The sequence below is a fragment of the Labrys sp. Lb11 genome (assembly GCF_057554225.1).
In genome coordinates this window covers 202,898-218,924 of sequence record NZ_BAAJOT010000008.1, presented here as the reverse complement: position 1 = coordinate 218,924, position 16,027 = coordinate 202,898, and the positions used below count along the sequence as shown (strand labels likewise).

Here is a 16,027-nt window from a genome sequence, read left to right as displayed (position 1 = left end):
ATGCGCGCGCCGAAGACGACGGCCACGGCCCGCCTGGGATCGGGCCTGCTGGTGGCGTCCGCCATCCTGGTGCTCGGCTTCCTGATGCTGCCGATCCTGGTGATCGTGCCGCTCTCCTTCAATGCCGGGCGCTATCTCAGCTTCCCGCTCGAGGGGCTGTCGCTGCGCTGGTACGCCGATTTCTTCGGCTCGCCGCTCTGGCGCAGCGCCCTCGCCAACAGCCTGGTCATCGCCCTGGCGACCACGGCGCTGGCGACCGTGCTGGGCACGGCGGCGGCGCTCGGCCTTGCCCGCCCCGGGCTGCCGGGGCGGCGGCTGATCCAGGGCCTGGTGCTCGCCCCGCTGATCGCCCCCGCGGTCATCGTCGGCGTCGGCATGTATTTCGTGTTCTCGACGCTGCAATTGACCAACACCCTGGTCGGCCTGGTCATGGCGCACACCGCCCTGGCCGTGCCCTTCGTCGTGGTGACGGTCGGGGCGGCGCTGACCAGCCTCGACGGCCGCCTGCTGCGTGCCGCCGCCAGCATGGGGGCCCGGCCCTGGCTCGCCTTTCGCCGGATCACCCTGCCGCTGATCGCCCCGGGCGTCGCCTCGGGCGCGCTGTTCGCCTTCACCACCTCGCTGGACGAGATCGTCGTCACCCTGTTCCTGGCCGGTCCGGGCCAGCGGACGCTGCCGCGGGAGATGTTCTCGGCGGCGCGCGACACCCTCACCCCGACCATCGCCGCGGCGGCCACCGTGCTGATCGCCTTCTCCAGCGCGCTGCTGGCCGCCTTCCTGTTCTTCCGCCGCCGCGGCGGCTGACCGCCGCCGCGATGGCTCTTCCCGCCCGGCCCGCCGGGATTCCGGTTGACCGTTGTCCTTTGCGGATGTACCGTCCATTAAAACGTCGTTTTTCACAATGAAACGACATCTCACGAAGAGCCCCGCAGGCCGCGACCGGCCGGGGTCTCCGGCACGATGCTTCCGAGTCCTCCGATGACAACCAGACTGGAAACCCGGATCGGCGCCGTCCGGCTCAAGAACCCGCTGATCGCCGCGGCCGGCGAGCACATGATCGACGCCGCCGGGGTCGCGGCCGCCATCCGGGCCGGCGCCGGTGCCGTGGTGGTGAAGTCCACCAACGAATCCGCCGCCGCCCGGGACCAGTTGCAGCGGGCCGAATATGTCGCCCTCGGCGCCGACTGGCGGCCCGTGCCCTGGGACGCCGCGGCGCCGCGCGACGTGACACTGGCGACGCGTTCGGGCCTGACGCCGCAATCCTTCGAGGCCTGGCTCGACCAGTGCCGCCGGGCCGATGCGCTGGCGCGCCGCCACGACTGCGTGCTGGTGGCGAGCCTGATCCTCGGTGATCTCGACGCGGCGCTCGCCATGGTGCGCCAGATGGAGGCGGCGGGGCTGCCCGTGCTCGAGTTCAACATCGGCACGCCCTATGCCAGCCAGGCCGCCAGGGGCGCGGTGTCGACCGAGCTGCGGCCCGAGCGGGTCGGCGCCATCGTCGCCGCCGTCCGCGCAGCGACCACGCTGCCGCTCTGGATCAAGCTGACCGGCCAGAGCGAGCGCGTGCCGGAGTTGGCCGAGGCCGCCTTCGCCGCCGGTGCCGATTCCGTCGTCATGGCCGGACGCCTGCTCGGCCTCGTGCCGGACCTCGACACCATGGCGCCGATGCTCGGCACCAGCCTGGCGGTCGGCGGCTTCTGGAACCTGCCGCTCACCTGCCAGTGGCTGGCCCTGACCCGCGCCCGGCTCGGCCGGGAGCGGCCGCTGATCGGCATCAACGGCGCGCAGGACGGGCTCGACATGGCGCGCATGCTGCTCGCCGGCGCCAGCGCCGTCGGCTTCGCCTCGGCGGTGATGCTGCGCGGCTACGACCTCATCGGCCGCAGCCTCGGCGAGCTCGACGCCTATCTCGCCGGCAAGGGCCTGACGGCCGAGGACATCGTCGGCCGGGCCGCCGACAGCCGCCGCAGCTTCGCCGACATGCCGCTGCGCCAGGACCACTGGCGCCGCTTCGTTCCCGCCCCAACCCCCGCCCAGGAGGAGACATCGTCATGAGCGAGCCCCGCGACCAGGCGCGCACCGAGGCCGTGGACCGGCTGATGCAGGGCGCCGTCGACCTGCACGTCCACAGCGGCCCCTCGCTGATGCCGCGCGCCGTCGACCACATCGAGGTGGTGCAGCAGGCGGCCGAGGTCGGCATGGCGGCCGTGCTGCTCAAGGACCATTACTACCCGACGATGCCGATCGCGCATCTCATCAACAAGCACCACCCCAGCCGCACCACCGTGCTGGGCGCCATCGTCCTCAACAACCCGCTCGGCGGCCTCAACCCCAGCGCGGTCGACTATGCCCTGAAGCAGGGCGCGCGCATCGTCTGGATGGCGACCGCCCACGCCCAGAACCATATCGACCACGACAAGAAGGACGCCGACTTCAAGAACAAGTTCCCGGTCAACAGCAAGAAGACCGTGGCGCCGGTCGGCCAGAGGCTGGTCGACGAGCGCGGCGTGATCACCGACGAGGTCAAGCTGATCCTCGACCTCGTCGCCCAGGCGGACGCGGCGGTCTCCGGCGGCCATCACCACATCGATGAGCTCTGGCCCTTCTACGAGGAGGCAAAGCGCCGCGGCGTCAAGCGGCTGTTCCTCAACCACCCGACCTACGTCAACGAAGCCTCATTCCAGGACGTGACGCAACTGGTGCGCATGGGCGTGATGATCGAGCACTCGATCTGCATGTTCGTGCCCTCCACCTTCCTGCTGTTCGACCGCGACCACCTGCGCCAGGTGATCGAGGCCGCCGGCGTCGACAACACCTTCTTCGGCTCCGACCTCGGCCAGAAGAACAACCCGACGCCGGTCGAGGGCTTCCGGCAGATGATCGACCTGCTGCTCGACCTCGGCTATGGCGAGGACGCCGTCCGCAAGATGGTGTCGACCAATGCCGCGACCCTGATGGGCCTGCCGTGAACCCCTCGTCGCTGCGCGCCCGCATCCGGGCCGGCGAGGTCCTCGCCGGCACGTTCGTCAAGACGCCGGCGCATCACCAGGCCGAGCTTCTCGGCCTTGCCGGCCTCGACTTCGCCGTGGCCGATGCCGAGCACGCACCGATCGACCTCGCCGCCGTCGATCGCATGGCCGCGGCGGCCCGCGGCGTCGGCCTGCCGCTGCTGACGCGGGTGCCCGCCCTCGACCCCGTGGCGATCGCGGCGCAGCTCGACGTCGGCGCGCTCGGCGTGGTCGTGCCGCATGTCCGCAGCGCCGCCGATGCCGAGGCGGTGCTGGCGGCCGCGGACTACGGCCGCGGCCGGCGCGGCTTCTCGCCCTCGCCGCGGGCCGGGCGCTTCGGCACCGAGGATCCGGCTGCCTACCGCGCCCGCGCCGACGCCGAGCGCGTGGTCGTGGCGCAGGTCGAGGACGCCGAGGCGGTCGAGGCCGTCGACGCCATCGCCGCTGTCGAGGGCCTGGACGCACTGCTCATCGGCCCGGCGGATCTCGCCCTGTCGCTCGGCCGCGAGCGGCCGGACGATCCGGCCGTGCGCGAAGCCATCGCCCATGTCGCCGCTGCCGGGCGCCGGCACGGACGGACGGTCGGCATCTTCATCGGCCGGCCCGAGGCCGCCGCGGCCTTCGCCGCGCTCGGCATCAGCCTGTTCATCTGCGGGTCGGACCAGAGCCTGCTCATCGCCGAGGCCGGCCGCGCCGCGCGCATCGTGCGCGCATCCAAGACGGAGTGACGGACATGTCGGTTCATCAGGTCGACTGGGAAGCCATGGAGTGGACGCCGGTGCGCCGCGGCATCGAGCGCAAGGCCTTTTCCGGCAACGGCGCCACGCTGGCGCTGCACCGGCTGTGGCCGGGGCACGAGACGCTGCCCCATTCCCATCCGCACGAGCAGATCGTCTACATCATCGAAGGCCTGGTCGATTTCCACATCGGCGAGGAGGTGGTCCGCCTCGGCGGCGGCGGCGTCGCCCTCATCCCCTCCAACGTCGTCCATTATGTCGAGGTCGTCGGCGACCAGCCGGCCCTGAACCTCGATGTCTTCACGCCGGCCCGTCCCGAATACGCGTGACCGCCTCGGAGTTCCCGTCCATGACCGCATCCCTCTTCATCGACGGCGCCTGGAGCGCCGGGTCGGGCGCCCGCCGCGGCACCGTGGTCGACCCCGCCACCGGCGGCGCCATCGGCGAGGTCGCCTTCGCCGAGGCGGCCGATCTCGACCGCGCGCTCGCCGCTGCCGAGCGCGGCTACCGGGCCTGGCGCAAGGTCACCGCCTATGAGCGCTACAGGATCCTGCGCAAGGCCTCGGATCTGGCGCGGCAGCGGGCCGAGGCGCTGGCGCAGGCGATCACCCGCGAGCAGGGCAAGCCGCTGGCGGAGGCGCGCCTGGAGGCGGGTGCCACCGCCGACGTCATCGACTGGTATGCCGAGGAGGGGCGGCGCGCCTATGGCCGCGTCATCCCGGCCCGCATCCCCGGGGCCCGACAGGTCGCCCTGGCCGAGCCGGTCGGCCCGGTCGCGGCCTTCAGCCCCTGGAACTTCCCGCTCGGCCAGCTCGTCCGCAAGGTCGCCGCCGCGCTCGCCGCCGGCTGCTCGATCATCGCCAAGGCGCCGGAGGAGACGCCGAGCTCGGCCATCGCCCTGGTCGCCTGCTTCGAGGAAGCCGGCGTGCCAGCCGGCGTACTCAACCTCGTCTTCGGCGTGCCGGCCGAGATCTCGGCCCATCTCATCCCCTCGCCGGTGATCCGCAAGGTGTCGTTCACCGGCTCGGTCCCGGTCGGCCGCCAGCTCGCCGCGCTCGCCGGCCAGCACCTCAAGCGCAGCACCATGGAGCTCGGCGGCCACGCGCCGTTCATCGTCTGCGACGATGTCGACGCCGAGGCCGTGGCGCGGCTCGGCTCCGGCACAAAGTTCCGCAACGCCGGCCAGATCTGCACCTCGCCGACCCGCTTCCTGGTGCAGGCGCCGCTGCAGCAGCGCTTCGCCGAGGTCTTCGCCGGGCTGGCCGAGGCGCTCGTCGTCGGCAACGGCGCGGCCGAGGGCACGCAGATGGGGCCGCTGGCCCATGCCCGCCGCGTCGATGCCATCGACGGCTTCGTCCGCGACGCCGTCGACAAGGGCGCGAAGCTGCTGACCGGCGGCAAGCGAGTCGGCAACCAGGGCTTCTTCTACGCCCCGACCGTGCTCGCCGACGTGCCGCGCTCCGCCCGCATCATGAACGAGGAACCGTTCGGGCCGGTGGCGGTGATCAACCGCTTCGAGACGCTGGACGAGGCCGTCGAGGAGGCCAACCGCCTGCCGGTCGGCCTCGGCTCCTATGCCTTCACCGGCTCGACTGCCCGGGCCGCCCGCCTTGCCGACGAGATCGAGGCCGGCATGGTGTCGATCAACCATTTCGGCCTCGCCGCGCCGGAGACGCCGTTCGGCGGCATCAAGGACAGCGGCCATGGCAGCGAAGGCGGCAGCGAGGGCCTGCAGGCCTATCTCGCCACCAAGTTCGTCAGCCAGGCCTGAGCGGGGGAGGGCGGCGCGCCATGGCGGCCGATCGCCGGGAGGGCAGGGGAGGCGCGGCCGCGCCGCAACCGGACGCCGACGTCCATGCCCTGCTGGTCCGGGCGACGGGCTGCGTCGTCCGGCGCGGAGCGCGCCCGAGCTGCGACCTGATCGTCGGCGAGGAGGAGCGGCGCCTCGCCTTCGCCTCGCCGGCGGATCTCGCCGCCTTCCTGCGCGAGGTCCGGCAGGCCGGCATCCCCATCCATCGCGACGGGGCCTTGCCCCTCGCACTCCTCGCCGTCGCGGCGGCGGCCGTGCTCGCGGCCGCCCTGTGGCTGCTGCATCGCTGATCCCGCGCCTTCCGGAGACAAGCATGGTCCGCCAGAGCATCGTCATCGACGGCTTCCGGCATCGGAACCCGATCCCCAACGCCAGCATGATCGGCGGCCTGCTGATGTCCGGCGTGATCAACGGCGTCGATCCGGCCACCGGCCGCGTCGCCCCGACCATGGACGCGCAATGCGCCCACATGTTCGCCCATGTCCGCGCCATCGTCGAGGCGGCGGGCGGCACCACGGACGACATCCTCAAGATGACGGTGTGGATGAAGGACCGCGCCGACCGGACCGCGCTCAACCGCGAATGGCAGGCGATGTTCCCCGACGAGGAGTCGCGGCCGGCCCGCCACGCCCTGCAGGTCGAGATGGAAGGGGCCATGCTGATCCAGTGCGACGTCACCGCCGTCATCGGCGCCAGCCGGTCCGGCAGGGAGGTCTGAGCCATGCCCGACTATCATCCCTTCGACCCCGATCCGCGGGCGCCCGGCTTCATGCCGCCGCCCGGCGCCTGCGACTGCCAGTTCCACGTCTTCGGCAGCCCCGAGCGCTATCCCCCGCGAGACGGCGCCGCCTACCGCATGCCGCAGGCGACCTTCGCCGAGGCGCGGCGCATGCACCGCGCCCTCGGGATCGAGCACGGCATCATCGTCCAGGCGACGACCTACGGCACCGACCACGCGGCGGTGCTGGACGCCCTCGCCGAGGCCGGGCCGGCCTATCGCGGCTGCGCCATCGGCGCAGTCCTCACCGAGGCCGACGACCGCCTCCTGGCGCGGCTGCACGACGGCGGCATCCGCGGCGCCCGCTTCAACTTCCTGAAGGACGTCAACCTGATGCCCTCGCGGGCCGGCTTCGAGCGCGCCGTGGCGCGGGCGCGCGAACTGGGCTGGTACGTCAAGATCCAGCCGGGCGCCGCCGGCATCCGCGACTCCGTCGACCTCTACGCCAACCTCGACATTCCCGTGGTCATCGACCATATGGGCCGGCCCGACGGAGCCGAGGGTCTGGACGGGCCGAATGTCGGCAGGGTGATCGAGCTGCTGCGCCGCGGCAATGTCTGGGTGATGCTCTCCAACGGCCACAAGCTTTCCAAGGCCGGCCGGCCCTGGCACGATATCGTGCCGATCGCCCGGGCCTATATCGACGCGGCGCCCGGGCGGGTGCTCTGGGCCAGCGACTGGCCGCATCCGCTCTCGACCACGCCGCCGCCGAACGATGGCTGCCTGCTCGACCTGCTCGCCGCCTACGCGCCGGACGAGGCCGTGCGGCGGCGCATCCTGGTCGACAATCCCGGCGAGCTGTTCTTCGGGCAGCGCCCCGGCGGCTGAGGCAGCAACGCCGGGCCGTCAGGCCGGCCGCGCGCGGCGGCCGGCCCACAAGCTCCTTACGGGCACTTGTCCCAGAAGCCCTGGCGACGGCTGGGGTCGGTGTAGTACCAGCAATAGCCCGGCGCCGGCGCGCTGCCGGCCCAGGCCGCGGCCGTCGCGGCGGTCACGACACCGATCGCGGCGCCAGCGGCCACGGCCGCTCCGGGCCGCCACCAGTAGTTCGCCGGGCGCACCCAGACGCCCGGCCGCGGCGCGACCACCACCGGATGGGTGCCGGGGCGCACAACCGGACGGGCGCCTGGCCGGACTGCCGGGCCGCGGGTCACGGTCCGGCTGGCGGCGACGCCGCCGTGCGGCCCACGGACGACCGTGGTGCGGCGGCGCACCGCCACAGTCTCGACCACGGAGGCCGGCTGTTCGATCGTCGGCATCGGCCGCATCGGCAGGGCCGTGGCCGGCGTACCCGCGGCCGAGGCGGCGATCGCCGCCAGGCCAAGACCCAGCACATATGTCAACTTCATGGGATACCCCCTCCTTGCAGGCTCGTCGGACGGGCGGCATGCCCGGCTATTTCGGAAAGCAGCGTGATCGCCCCGCGGACCCCGATGCCTTCGAGTCCATTTTGCGGGTGGTGCGCCCAGTCGCGCAACCCCGCCGTGAAGCGCACCAGCCGGGCGCCGATCTTCACCAATCTGTCGAGGTCGATGTCCTCGGCGTGAGCCACGCCGGGCGCGTCGCCCGCCAGCGCCCCTATGGCAGGAAATCCGATGGCTCGCACGTCCGAAGTCCCTCCGCCCGGTGTCCGGACCGCCACCGGCCCGTTGATGGTCTCGGGGCGAAGGGGAGGTCGTCCCTTCGCCCCGCTCCGGGCTTGCGGCAGGCAGGGCCGCCGCCGGGAGCTCGTTCGCGCATCGGCTCCGTGCCGGCGCGGTCCGTCGGTCGACGCCGCCGGCGCCCCCGAGCTGCGCCTCGATCTTGCTCAGGTTGAAGGGCCGGACGTCCGGCTCGGCGAATCCTTCGCGCAAGTCGGGGCGCGCCGATAGTTGGACTTAGGGCCCATAGGCCCGCCCCCCGGGGAGCGGCCCCAAGGGACTGCGGTCGCGACGAGGCCCCGGCTGCGGCGGTCACCCGGCTCAACTGCCGCTCGGCGTGGCCGTGCTGTTCTTTCGATCAAAGTACAGCTTGTATGCAACATAGTATTTGTAGATGTTGCCGACATACTGCACCGTCTCGCGGCCGACGATCTTGGCGGCTCCATGCTCGACATTGCCGAACCAGACGTTCGGATCGAGCCCCATCTTTCCGGCTTCCCGCCGGAACTTGTTCAGGTTGCCCGCCCCGGCATTGTAGGCTGCGATCGCGAACAGCATGCGGTTGATCGGCGTGAGGTTCGCGTCGTTCACATAGCGGTTCGAGAGATAGGCGAGGTACTTGGCGCCTGCCTCGATGTTGCGCTCGGCGCTCTTGTCGATGCCGGTGATGGCGATGATCTTGTCGGCGGCGGTCGAGGGCAGCAGCTGCATGATGCCGACCGCGCCGCGCGGGCTGCGGCGCGTCTGGTCCAGCTGCGATTCCTGGTAACCTTGGGCGGCAAGCAACAGCTCGTCGAACCGGTAGGTCGTGCCGTACTGGTGGAAGAGGACGACCAGAGCCTGGAACTTCTCGATCTCGGCCTTGTCATAGGCGGCGCGCACCAGCTTGTCGCTCTGGTAGTAGCGCTTCTTGAGGAGATTGCCGAACGTGGTGCCCAACTTGTGCTCGCGGACGAAGGGGGCCAGCGCCTCCGCGAGTTTCGGGCTGTCCTTGCGGAGGGCCCAGGCGATTTCCCCGTCCCGGGCGACGGCGATGTCGTCACGCAGCTTGATGTGGTCGAAGGTCGTCGCCCAGATCTCGGCCTTGTGGCGGTCCACGATGGTCCAGGGCAGCAGGCCGGCGTTGACCATCTCGAGCAGATCTTCATCCTCGAGCGTCTCGTCGATGGGCTCGACGGTGATTTCCGGCCTTCCGGCCTGCCTGGACTGCTCGTTGATGGCGCTCAGATGGGCGTAATAGCTGCTGCTGCGCCGGACCGGCACCGTCTTGCCGCCGAGGTCGTCGATCGTCGGCGCCGGTGGGGCGGACGGTCCCGTGACCAGGATTTCGCTCACGCCGGTCGCGAGAGGCGGCGTGAAATCGATGGCCTCCTTGCGCTCGGGCGTGACCGTCAGGTTCGCGGCGACGATGTCGCCGCGCCCCTCGATCAATGCGGGGATGAGCCCGTCCCGGGTGACGGGCACGAAGGCGACGCGGATGCGCTCGATCTCCTTCTTGCGCGTCTTGTTCAGGTATTTTTCCAGGGCCTGCCCGAGCTCGACGGCGGTGCCCAACTGGCGGCCGACGGCGATGCCATTTCCGCGGCGATCCAGGCCGTCACGGCCCGATAGACGCCCGGCCGCTGCCTTCTCCGAGCCCCGTCCTCGACGGGAGCTTCGTGACATCCTTAAGGATCCGCACTCCAGCGCCCGCGGCCGCCCAGGCCGTTCACGCGGCTGCGCGCAGCCCTCCCGCAGATCGCTCGACATTCGGATGTCTGCCGCTCGCTACGCCCTTTCCGGCGCCGCCGCACGGCCATATCCGAGGTTGGCAAATTAAAATATAAAGATTATATTTTATATGTATTATTAATGTGCGTCAAAACCTGGCGCCAGCGGAGAGCGAGCGTGTCACCCGCCATATCCCTGCCGATGTACGAGCAGGCCTCCGCCGCGATCCAGGCGTTCTGGCCGGCCTTGCGCCGCCACCTGCGCGCTGCGGGCTTGCCGATCGTACCGGAGGATTTGTTCCTGCCGACCGACTTCGCCGGACACTGGCTCTCACCTTCGACGCTGCTCAGCCAGGCCTGCGGCTATCCGCTGGTGACGGTGCTGGCGGGCCGGGTACAGCTGGTGGGCACCCTGCGCTATGCGGCCTTCGGCTGCCGCGGCAGCGACTATGCCAGCCTGGTCATCGTGCGCGAGGACGATCCGGCCCGGACCATCGCCGACCTGGCCGGCCGGCGGGCGGCCTTCAACGCAAGAGAGTCCCAGTCGGGCTACAACGCCCTGCGCGCCCTCGTCGCGCCCCACGCCCGGGACGGTCGTTTCTTCGGCGCGGTGGTCGAGACCGGCGCCCATGCCCGGTCCATGCAACTGGTCCGGGACGGCGGCGCCGACGTTGCCGCGATCGACTGCGTCACCCATGCGCTGGCCGCCCGCGCCACGCCGGAGGCGGTGGAGGGGCTGCGCATCCTGTGCATCTCGGAGCCTGCCCCCGGCCTGCCGCTTGTGACGGCGCGGGCGACAAGCACGGCGAACCTCCTGCGCCTGCGCCAGGCAGTCGCCGCGGCCTGCGCCGATCCGGCCTTGGCCGAGCTTCGCGCCGCCTTCCTGCTCGAGGGGTTCGAGGTCCGACCCTTGTCGGACTATGATCGCTGCCTGCGCATGGAGGAGCGAGCCAGGGCGCTCGGCTACCCCGTTCTCGCATGAGGAGGCCGGCCGTCGTGCCGGGCCTCGATCGCCGCGAGGCAGCGCGCGAGCATGTCCGGCAACGGGGCGGTGGTGTCGATCACCGCATGCGGCATGTCGATTGCCTCGAAGGTTCGGCCGATGCGGGCGGCCTTCTCCGGATCGCGCTGGGCCCGGACGTTGCGCGGATCGGCGAGCCCGCGGCGCAGTCGGGCCTCGATGACCTCGGGCGGCGCGACGCAGTGCAGCACCAGGAGCTCGGCGCCGTGTTCGGCGGTGAGGGCGCCGACCGTGGCGATCTCGGCCTTGCGCGAGAAGGGCTTGCCGTCGACGATGACGAAGCCCGGCCTCTTGTGCCGCAGGAGATAGGTGAGGACGCCCATGAGGGCGTCCGTGCCGACCTGGTTCTGCGGCGCGCTGTAGTCGAGGAAGGCCTCGGGGAAGATCGCGTCGCGGATGTCGTCGCGGTTGAGGATGACCGCGCCGATGCGCGGCGCCAGCGCCCGGGCGAGCGTGGTCTTGCCGGCGCCGGGCAGCCCGACCAGCAGGATGACCAGGGGCGGGGAGGGAGGCGTCACGTCAGGCCGCCCGTCCCGTCGCGCCGAACCAGTCGATCCGCTCCTTCACCGCCGCCACGGCGCGCCGGCGCGCCTCGCCGAACGGCACGCGGGTGTCGACGATCGGATCGGAGCCGCCATAGGCTTCGCTGAAGGCGCTGCGGAAGGCCCCCTTGATCGCGGCGTCGATGTTGATCTTGGCGATGCCCGCGGCGATGAGCGCCTTCACCGTGTCCGCCGGCACGCTGGTGCCGCCGTGCAGCACCAGCGGCATGCGCAGCGCCGCCGACAGCGCGCGCACCAGCGGCACGTCGATCGGCGCGCCCGTGCCGAGCCGGCCCGGGGTGTTGCCGATGGAGACGGCGAGGTAGTCGACGCCGGTATCGGCGACGAACTTCACCGCTTCCTCCACCGTGGTCTTGCGCTCCACCACCTCCTCGCCCTCCTCGGCCAGGGTTTCTCCGATCTGCGCCTCGACGCCGACGCCGTGCCGGCGGGCCAGCGCGACGACGCGGCGAACCAGGTCGACGTTCTCGTCATAGGACGCGGACGAAGCGTCGATCATCACCGAATCGAAGCCCGCCTCGATGCAGTCACGCACGGTATCGTAGTCGGCGCCATGGTCGAGATGCAGGATCAGCGGGGCGGTGGTGCGGCTGCGCGCCACCCGCGCCATGGCCGCGAAATAGTCGAGCCCGACATGGCGGATCCCGCCCATCGTCGTCGACAGCATCACCGGCGCGCGCGCCGCGTCCGCCGCCAGCGCGACGGCCTGCGTCGCTTCCAGGTGGTGGGCGTTGAACATGCCGACCGCCCAGCCCTCCCGGTAGGCGCGGCCGATCCAGTGAGTGGCACTTTCCCTGATCATGTCATTTCCTTCACGAGAAGCGCGGCGCCGCGGAGATTGGGATCCGGGACGTCGCTTTGAACGAGGCGCGGCGGGGCGAGGCCGGGATAGGCGAGCTGCGGCAGCAGGCTTTCGAGGCGGGCGAGATCGAACCACGTTTGGTTCAGCGCGCCGCCGGCCAGGATGACGAGCTCCGGCTCGACCAGCGTCGCCGCCGCACCGATCGCCATCGCCAGCGCTTCCAGGGCGCCCGGGCCGGGCGCCGCGTCGGCGCGGCCTGATGCGAAGACGCACAGGCATCCGGCATTGCCGCAGTAGCAGCGCGGACCGCCGGGGCGCACCACCATGTGGCCCATGGCGTTGGCCGCGCCGGTGGCGCCGCGCCAGACCCGGCCGTCGAGGACGAGGGCGTGGCCGACGCCGGTGCCGATCGCGACATAGAGGGCGGAGCGGCTGGACCTCGCCTGCCCGGCGCGGGCTTCGTACAGCGCGCCGCAGAACACGTCGGTGTCCACCGCGGCCGGCCGCCCGAAGGCCTCGGCGACCAGGGCGCGCAGCGGCACGTCGTACCAGCCGATGTTCTCGGCCCGCACGACCGCACCGTTCCGGTCGAACACCGCCGCGGCCGAGATGCCGATGCCGCCGAGATCGGCCGGGCTTACGGCCCAGTCCGAAAGGACGCCGCCGATCCGGGCCAGGAAGTCCTGTGGCGTCATCCCCTCGGGACGGCGCAGGCGATGCTCGCGCTGGAACGGGCCGTCGCCCTCGCCGAGGGCGAGCCTGAGATGGGTGCCGCCAAGATCGATCGCCAGGTTCATTTGATGCCAGCCGCCACGGCGCCTTCGATGAAGTGCTTCTGGAAGGCGATGAAGAACAATGTGGTCGGAATGGCGCCGAAGATCGAGACCGCCATCACCTGGCCGTATTGCGTGTTGAAGGCGCTCTGGAATGCCGCCATGCCGAGCGGCAGGGTGCGCAGGCTGTCGTCGGTGGCGACGATCAGCGGCCACAGGTAGCTGTTCCAGCTGAGGTTGAAGGTCAGGACCGCCACGACCACGATGCTCGGCAGGACCATCGGCACGATGATCGAGACCAGGATGCGCACCTCGCTGGCGCCATCCATGCGCGCCGCCTCGATATAGGCGTCGGGGATGGCCAGCATCGCCTGGCGCAGGATGAAGATGCCGACCACGTTGAAGGCGGTCGGCAGCAGCAGCGCCGCATAGGTGTTGGTCCACCCGAAGGCATGGATCTCCAGGAAGAGCGGGATGACGATCGCCTCCAGCGGGATCATCACCGAGGCGAGGACGGCGAAGCCGACGAGTCCCGAGAAGCGGTAGGAGAACTTGGCGAGGCTGTAGCCGCATAGCGCGCCGAGTGCGACCGTGACCGCGACGGAAACGAGCGCCGCCAGGACCGAGTTGAGGAGATAGAGCAGGAAGGGCCGCTGGCCGAAGGACGAGGTGAAGTTGCTCCATCCCGCCGTGCCGATCCCGGCGACGCCGGTGGAGAAGATCTCGGCATTGGTCTTGAAGGCGGCCGAGACCATCCAGGCGATGGGATAGAGGGTGAGGGCGGCCGCGAAGACGACGACGGCGATCGCCAGGAGGCGGGCGGCGATCGGCCTATGCATGACGGTCCCTCAGGAGCCAGATCTGCAGCAGGCTGATGACCAGGATGCCGCCGAACAGGACCACGGAATAGGCGCCGGCCCGGCCCATCTCCAGGAAGGAGAAGGAGGTCCTGTAGATCAGCAGGGTCAGGATCTGCGTCGCGCCGGCCGGCCCGCCGTCGGTGACGATCTGCTGGAAGGCGAAGGTCTTGAGGCCGTTGACCGTGGCCAGCACCACCACCAGCGCGACCGTGGGCTTCATCAGCGGCAGGGTGACGTGCCGCAGCAGGGCGAGGCTGCCGGCGCCGTCGAGCGAAGCGGCCTCGTAATAGTCGCGCGGGATCGCCAGGAAGCCGGCGAGGAAGATGATGGTGTAGTAGCTCGTGGCGTGCCACCAGCTCATGACGATCATGGCCCAGGGCGCGTAGGCGCTGCTGTTGAGCCAGGCGACGGGCGAGAGGCCGAAGTCCCCCATGACGCCGTTGACCGGCCCCTGGAAGTTGAACAGGAGCTTCCAGACCAGCGCCACCGAGACCAGGGGCATGACCGAGGGCAGGAAGATCGACGTGCGCCACAGGCCGCGCGTGCGGTCGAGCCGCGTCAGGGCGTAGCCGAGGCAGAAGGCGAAGCCGATGACGGGAATGACGGTGTAGAGCACGTAGACGACCGTGACGCGCAGCGCGTCGAGGAAGGCCCTGTCCGTCGCCAGGTCCCGGTAGTAGCGCAGGCCCACCCAGCGCGGCGGCGAGAGCAGGTCGTACTGATTCAGGCTGATGAAGACCGAGAACAGGATCGGGTAGAGCTGGAAGGCGGCGATGTAGAGCAGGGCCGGCACGGCGAAGGCCGCCCCCCAGAGGCCGGGACGATGCCCCCTCGATCCCATGATCCGGCCTGCCGCCATGTCGCTCGCCTGTCCTTGCGGGCGCGGGCCGCGGCCCGCGCCTCTCCTGTCCGCCCGGGCCGTGTCAGCGGCCGCGGATCCGATCGATCTCGGCCGCCGCCTGGTCGAGGGCGTCCTTGACCGGCACGCCCTGGGCGAACTGCTCGATGGCGTTCTTGATCGCCGTGCCCTCCTGCGCCCAGGTCGGCGAGCGCCAGACGAAGGAGCCGTATTTCTGGCCGTCGGCGAAGACGGCGCTGCCCCGCGTCTTCTGGGCGACCTCTGTGTCGGCCCAGCCCTTGAGGCCCGTGACATAGCCGGTGGCGGCGAGGTAGCCGTCGCCGTCCGAGGTCAGGAACCGCAGGAACTCCCAGGCCTCCTTCTGGTGCTTGGATCCGGCGGTGACCGCGAGCGCGTAGGAGTTCAGGAGCGTGTGCGGCTGGGCGGGGTCGCGCTGGGGCAGCCTGGCGACGACATAGTCCTGCTTGACCGCGTCCGAGTAGAGCGGCGGCGCCCAGATGCCGGCGATCGCCATGGACTGGCGGCCCTCGCTGAAGTCCTGCAGCGCGTTGACCGGGTTGACCGTGGCGAGGTTCGGCCCGCCGATCCCGTCGGTGATCAGCGCCTGCCAGGTCTCGGTGAAGGCGGCGACGCAGGCCGGCGAGTTGATCGCGGCCTTGCCGTCGGCGCCGACGACCTCGCAGCCGTACTGCACCAGGATCGGCCAGTACTGCTGGGCATACCAGTAGGGGTCGAGGTTCCAGACCCAGTTGAAGCCGAGCTGGGTGACCTTGCCGGACGCATCCTTCTTCTGCAGCTTGGCAGCGAGGGCGAAGACGTCCGCCCAGGTCTTCGGCCAGTTCTCGGGCTTGGTGACATCAACGCCGATCTCGGCGAAGTGCTTCTTGTTCAGGAACAGGGCGAGCGTGTTGAACTCTTCCGGCACGCCGTAGAGCTTGCCGTCGATGGTCAGGCCCGACAGCGCCGCCGGCATGTAGCGGCCCTCGACCTCGGCCACCGACGCGGCGCCGAGGGCGGCGGGATCGGCCTCGGCCAGGATGCCCTTGGCCGCGAATTGCGGGAAGAGATAGTCGAGCACGTTGACGATGTCGGGCGGATTGCCGGCGGCGATCGCCGAGAGCAGCTTGACCTCGTAGTCGCCGTGCGGATCCTCGTGCAGCTTGATGGTCACGTCCGGGTGCTTGGCAGTGTACTCGGCCGCCTTCCTGGCGATGAAGTCCGTCGCCGGCGGGTAGGTGTGATGCCAGAACGTCAGTTCGACCGCCATGGCCGGGCTCGCGACGGCGAGGGTCATTCCGGCCGCGAGCATCGGGCCGAGCAGAGCAGAGTTGAGCTTGTGCACGCGTTCCTCCCGCGATCGTCCAGCCGCCATCGGCGGCGCGATCGGCCTTGCTTGTCTGTTGTCAGCGTCGGATCGGCGCCCCTGACCGGTCGATCTGCGTCGGCGGTCGCCCGTTTCGATCCGAT

19 protein-coding genes are annotated in these 16,027 nt (G+C 70.7%); 10 read left to right on the top strand and 9 right to left on the bottom strand.

The annotated features are described in order from the left end of the window. From AC27L4_RS27950 to AC27L4_RS27910, 9 genes are all read left to right on the top strand, one after another. Positions 1–804 carry an ABC transporter permease gene (locus AC27L4_RS27950; RefSeq protein ID WP_487145890.1) on the top strand — a complete coding sequence of 268 codons (804 nt, stop codon included), beginning with the start codon at positions 1–3 and terminating at the stop codon, positions 802–804. A gap of 174 nt (positions 805–978) precedes the next feature. Next, positions 979–2,055, top strand: coding sequence for a beta/alpha barrel domain-containing protein (locus AC27L4_RS27945; protein ID WP_487145889.1), 1,077 nt, complete (start codon positions 979–981; stop codon positions 2,053–2,055). After that, positions 2,052–2,969, top strand: a complete 918-nt coding sequence (locus tag AC27L4_RS27940; protein WP_487145888.1) for a DUF6282 family protein — start codon at positions 2,052–2,054, stop codon at positions 2,967–2,969. Before AC27L4_RS27945 ends, AC27L4_RS27940 begins: the two co-directional genes overlap by 4 nt. After that, complete coding sequence (locus AC27L4_RS27935; protein ID WP_487145887.1) at positions 2,966–3,736, top strand: HpcH/HpaI aldolase family protein; 771 nt, start codon at positions 2,966–2,968, stop codon at positions 3,734–3,736. The genes AC27L4_RS27940 and AC27L4_RS27935 overlap by 4 nt, the downstream gene beginning before the upstream one ends. A 5-nt stretch (positions 3,737–3,741) precedes the next feature. After that, on the top strand, positions 3,742–4,074 hold the full coding sequence (locus tag AC27L4_RS27930) for a cupin domain-containing protein (RefSeq protein ID WP_487145886.1): 333 nt from the start codon (positions 3,742–3,744) through the stop codon (positions 4,072–4,074). A 20-nt stretch (positions 4,075–4,094) separates the two neighbouring features. After that, positions 4,095–5,516, top strand: coding sequence for an NAD-dependent succinate-semialdehyde dehydrogenase (locus tag AC27L4_RS27925; protein WP_487145885.1), 1,422 nt, complete (start codon positions 4,095–4,097; stop codon positions 5,514–5,516). 20 nt (positions 5,517–5,536) lie between these two features. Then, positions 5,537–5,845, top strand: a complete 309-nt coding sequence (locus AC27L4_RS27920) for a hypothetical protein (protein WP_487145884.1) — start codon at positions 5,537–5,539, stop codon at positions 5,843–5,845. Between the two features lie 23 nt (positions 5,846–5,868). Next, the gene (locus AC27L4_RS27915; protein WP_487145883.1) at positions 5,869–6,273 is read left to right on the top strand and encodes a RidA family protein; all 405 of its coding nucleotides are present in this window, start codon (positions 5,869–5,871) and stop codon (positions 6,271–6,273) included. Positions 6,274–6,276: 3 nt separating this feature from the next. Continuing rightward, positions 6,277–7,161 (top strand): amidohydrolase family protein, encoded by an 885-nt coding sequence (locus tag AC27L4_RS27910; protein WP_487145882.1) that lies wholly within the window; start codon positions 6,277–6,279, stop codon positions 7,159–7,161. Between the two features lie 56 nt (positions 7,162–7,217). Here the strand turns inward: AC27L4_RS27910 and AC27L4_RS27905 are convergent, their stop codons facing one another. From AC27L4_RS27905 to AC27L4_RS27895, 3 genes are all read right to left on the bottom strand, one after another. After that, a complete protein-coding gene (locus AC27L4_RS27905; RefSeq protein WP_487145881.1) occupies positions 7,218–7,682 on the bottom strand; it encodes a hypothetical protein in 465 nt (154 codons plus the stop codon). Beyond that, complete coding sequence (locus AC27L4_RS27900) at positions 7,679–7,939, bottom strand: hypothetical protein (protein WP_487145880.1); 261 nt, start codon at positions 7,937–7,939, stop codon at positions 7,679–7,681. The genes AC27L4_RS27905 and AC27L4_RS27900 overlap by 4 nt, the downstream gene beginning before the upstream one ends. A gap of 355 nt (positions 7,940–8,294) precedes the next feature. After that, on the bottom strand, positions 8,295–9,722 hold the full coding sequence (locus AC27L4_RS27895; protein WP_487145879.1) for an MltF family protein: 1,428 nt from the start codon (positions 9,720–9,722) through the stop codon (positions 8,295–8,297). Between the two features lie 138 nt (positions 9,723–9,860). On the opposite strand from AC27L4_RS27895, the gene AC27L4_RS27890 reads away from it, so the two are divergent. After that, on the top strand, positions 9,861–10,664 hold the full coding sequence (locus AC27L4_RS27890; RefSeq protein ID WP_487145878.1) for a phosphate/phosphite/phosphonate ABC transporter substrate-binding protein: 804 nt from the start codon (positions 9,861–9,863) through the stop codon (positions 10,662–10,664). On the opposite strand, the gene AC27L4_RS27885 is transcribed toward AC27L4_RS27890, so the two are convergent. From AC27L4_RS27885 to AC27L4_RS27860, 6 genes are all read right to left on the bottom strand, one after another. Beyond that, positions 10,646–11,221, bottom strand: coding sequence for a P-loop nucleotide/nucleoside kinase family protein (locus tag AC27L4_RS27885; RefSeq protein WP_487145877.1), 576 nt, complete (start codon positions 11,219–11,221; stop codon positions 10,646–10,648). The genes AC27L4_RS27890 and AC27L4_RS27885 overlap by 19 nt on opposite strands. A gap of 1 nt (position 11,222) precedes the next feature. Next, on the bottom strand, positions 11,223–12,068 hold the full coding sequence (locus tag AC27L4_RS27880; RefSeq protein WP_487145876.1) for a class II fructose-bisphosphate aldolase: 846 nt from the start codon (positions 12,066–12,068) through the stop codon (positions 11,223–11,225). Then, positions 12,065–12,865, bottom strand: a complete 801-nt coding sequence (locus AC27L4_RS27875) for an ROK family protein (protein WP_487145875.1) — start codon at positions 12,863–12,865, stop codon at positions 12,065–12,067. The genes AC27L4_RS27880 and AC27L4_RS27875 overlap by 4 nt, the downstream gene beginning before the upstream one ends. Continuing rightward, entirely contained in the window at positions 12,862–13,680 is an 819-nt protein-coding gene (locus AC27L4_RS27870; RefSeq protein WP_487145874.1) for a carbohydrate ABC transporter permease, read from the bottom strand. The genes AC27L4_RS27875 and AC27L4_RS27870 overlap by 4 nt, the downstream gene beginning before the upstream one ends. Then, the gene (locus AC27L4_RS27865; RefSeq protein ID WP_487145873.1) at positions 13,673–14,560 is read right to left on the bottom strand and encodes a carbohydrate ABC transporter permease; all 888 of its coding nucleotides are present in this window, start codon (positions 14,558–14,560) and stop codon (positions 13,673–13,675) included. The genes AC27L4_RS27870 and AC27L4_RS27865 overlap by 8 nt, the downstream gene beginning before the upstream one ends. A 64-nt stretch (positions 14,561–14,624) precedes the next feature. Then, on the bottom strand, positions 14,625–15,902 hold the full coding sequence (locus AC27L4_RS27860) for an ABC transporter substrate-binding protein (protein WP_487145872.1): 1,278 nt from the start codon (positions 15,900–15,902) through the stop codon (positions 14,625–14,627). Between the last annotated feature and the right edge of the window lie 125 nt (positions 15,903–16,027).

What these genes read in the sequence shown, in the direction of transcription:
- AC27L4_RS27950 (WP_487145890.1), top strand. Translation starts at nt 1, where the DNA reads ATGCGCGCGCCGAAGACGACGGCCACGGCCCGCCTGGGATCGGGCCTG.
- AC27L4_RS27945 (WP_487145889.1), top strand. Translation starts at nt 979, where the DNA reads ATGACAACCAGACTGGAAACCCGGATCGGCGCCGTCCGGCTCAAGAAC.
- AC27L4_RS27940 (WP_487145888.1), top strand. Translation starts at nt 2,052, where the DNA reads ATGAGCGAGCCCCGCGACCAGGCGCGCACCGAGGCCGTGGACCGGCTG.
- AC27L4_RS27930 (WP_487145886.1), top strand. Translation starts at nt 3,742, where the DNA reads ATGTCGGTTCATCAGGTCGACTGGGAAGCCATGGAGTGGACGCCGGTG.
- AC27L4_RS27925 (WP_487145885.1), top strand. Translation starts at nt 4,095, where the DNA reads ATGACCGCATCCCTCTTCATCGACGGCGCCTGGAGCGCCGGGTCGGGC.
- AC27L4_RS27920 (WP_487145884.1), top strand. Translation starts at nt 5,537, where the DNA reads ATGGCGGCCGATCGCCGGGAGGGCAGGGGAGGCGCGGCCGCGCCGCAA.
- AC27L4_RS27915 (WP_487145883.1), top strand. Translation starts at nt 5,869, where the DNA reads ATGGTCCGCCAGAGCATCGTCATCGACGGCTTCCGGCATCGGAACCCG.
- AC27L4_RS27910 (WP_487145882.1), top strand. Translation starts at nt 6,277, where the DNA reads ATGCCCGACTATCATCCCTTCGACCCCGATCCGCGGGCGCCCGGCTTC.
- AC27L4_RS27905 (WP_487145881.1), bottom strand. Translation starts at nt 7,682, where the DNA reads ATGAAGTTGACATATGTGCTGGGTCTTGGCCTGGCGGCGATCGCCGCC.
- AC27L4_RS27895 (WP_487145879.1), bottom strand. Translation starts at nt 9,722, where the DNA reads ATGTCGAGCGATCTGCGGGAGGGCTGCGCGCAGCCGCGTGAACGGCCT.
- AC27L4_RS27880 (WP_487145876.1), bottom strand. Translation starts at nt 12,068, where the DNA reads ATGATCAGGGAAAGTGCCACTCACTGGATCGGCCGCGCCTACCGGGAG.
- AC27L4_RS27875 (WP_487145875.1), bottom strand. Translation starts at nt 12,865, where the DNA reads ATGAACCTGGCGATCGATCTTGGCGGCACCCATCTCAGGCTCGCCCTC.
- AC27L4_RS27870 (WP_487145874.1), bottom strand. Translation starts at nt 13,680, where the DNA reads ATGCATAGGCCGATCGCCGCCCGCCTCCTGGCGATCGCCGTCGTCGTC.
- AC27L4_RS27865 (WP_487145873.1), bottom strand. Translation starts at nt 14,560, where the DNA reads ATGGCGGCAGGCCGGATCATGGGATCGAGGGGGCATCGTCCCGGCCTC.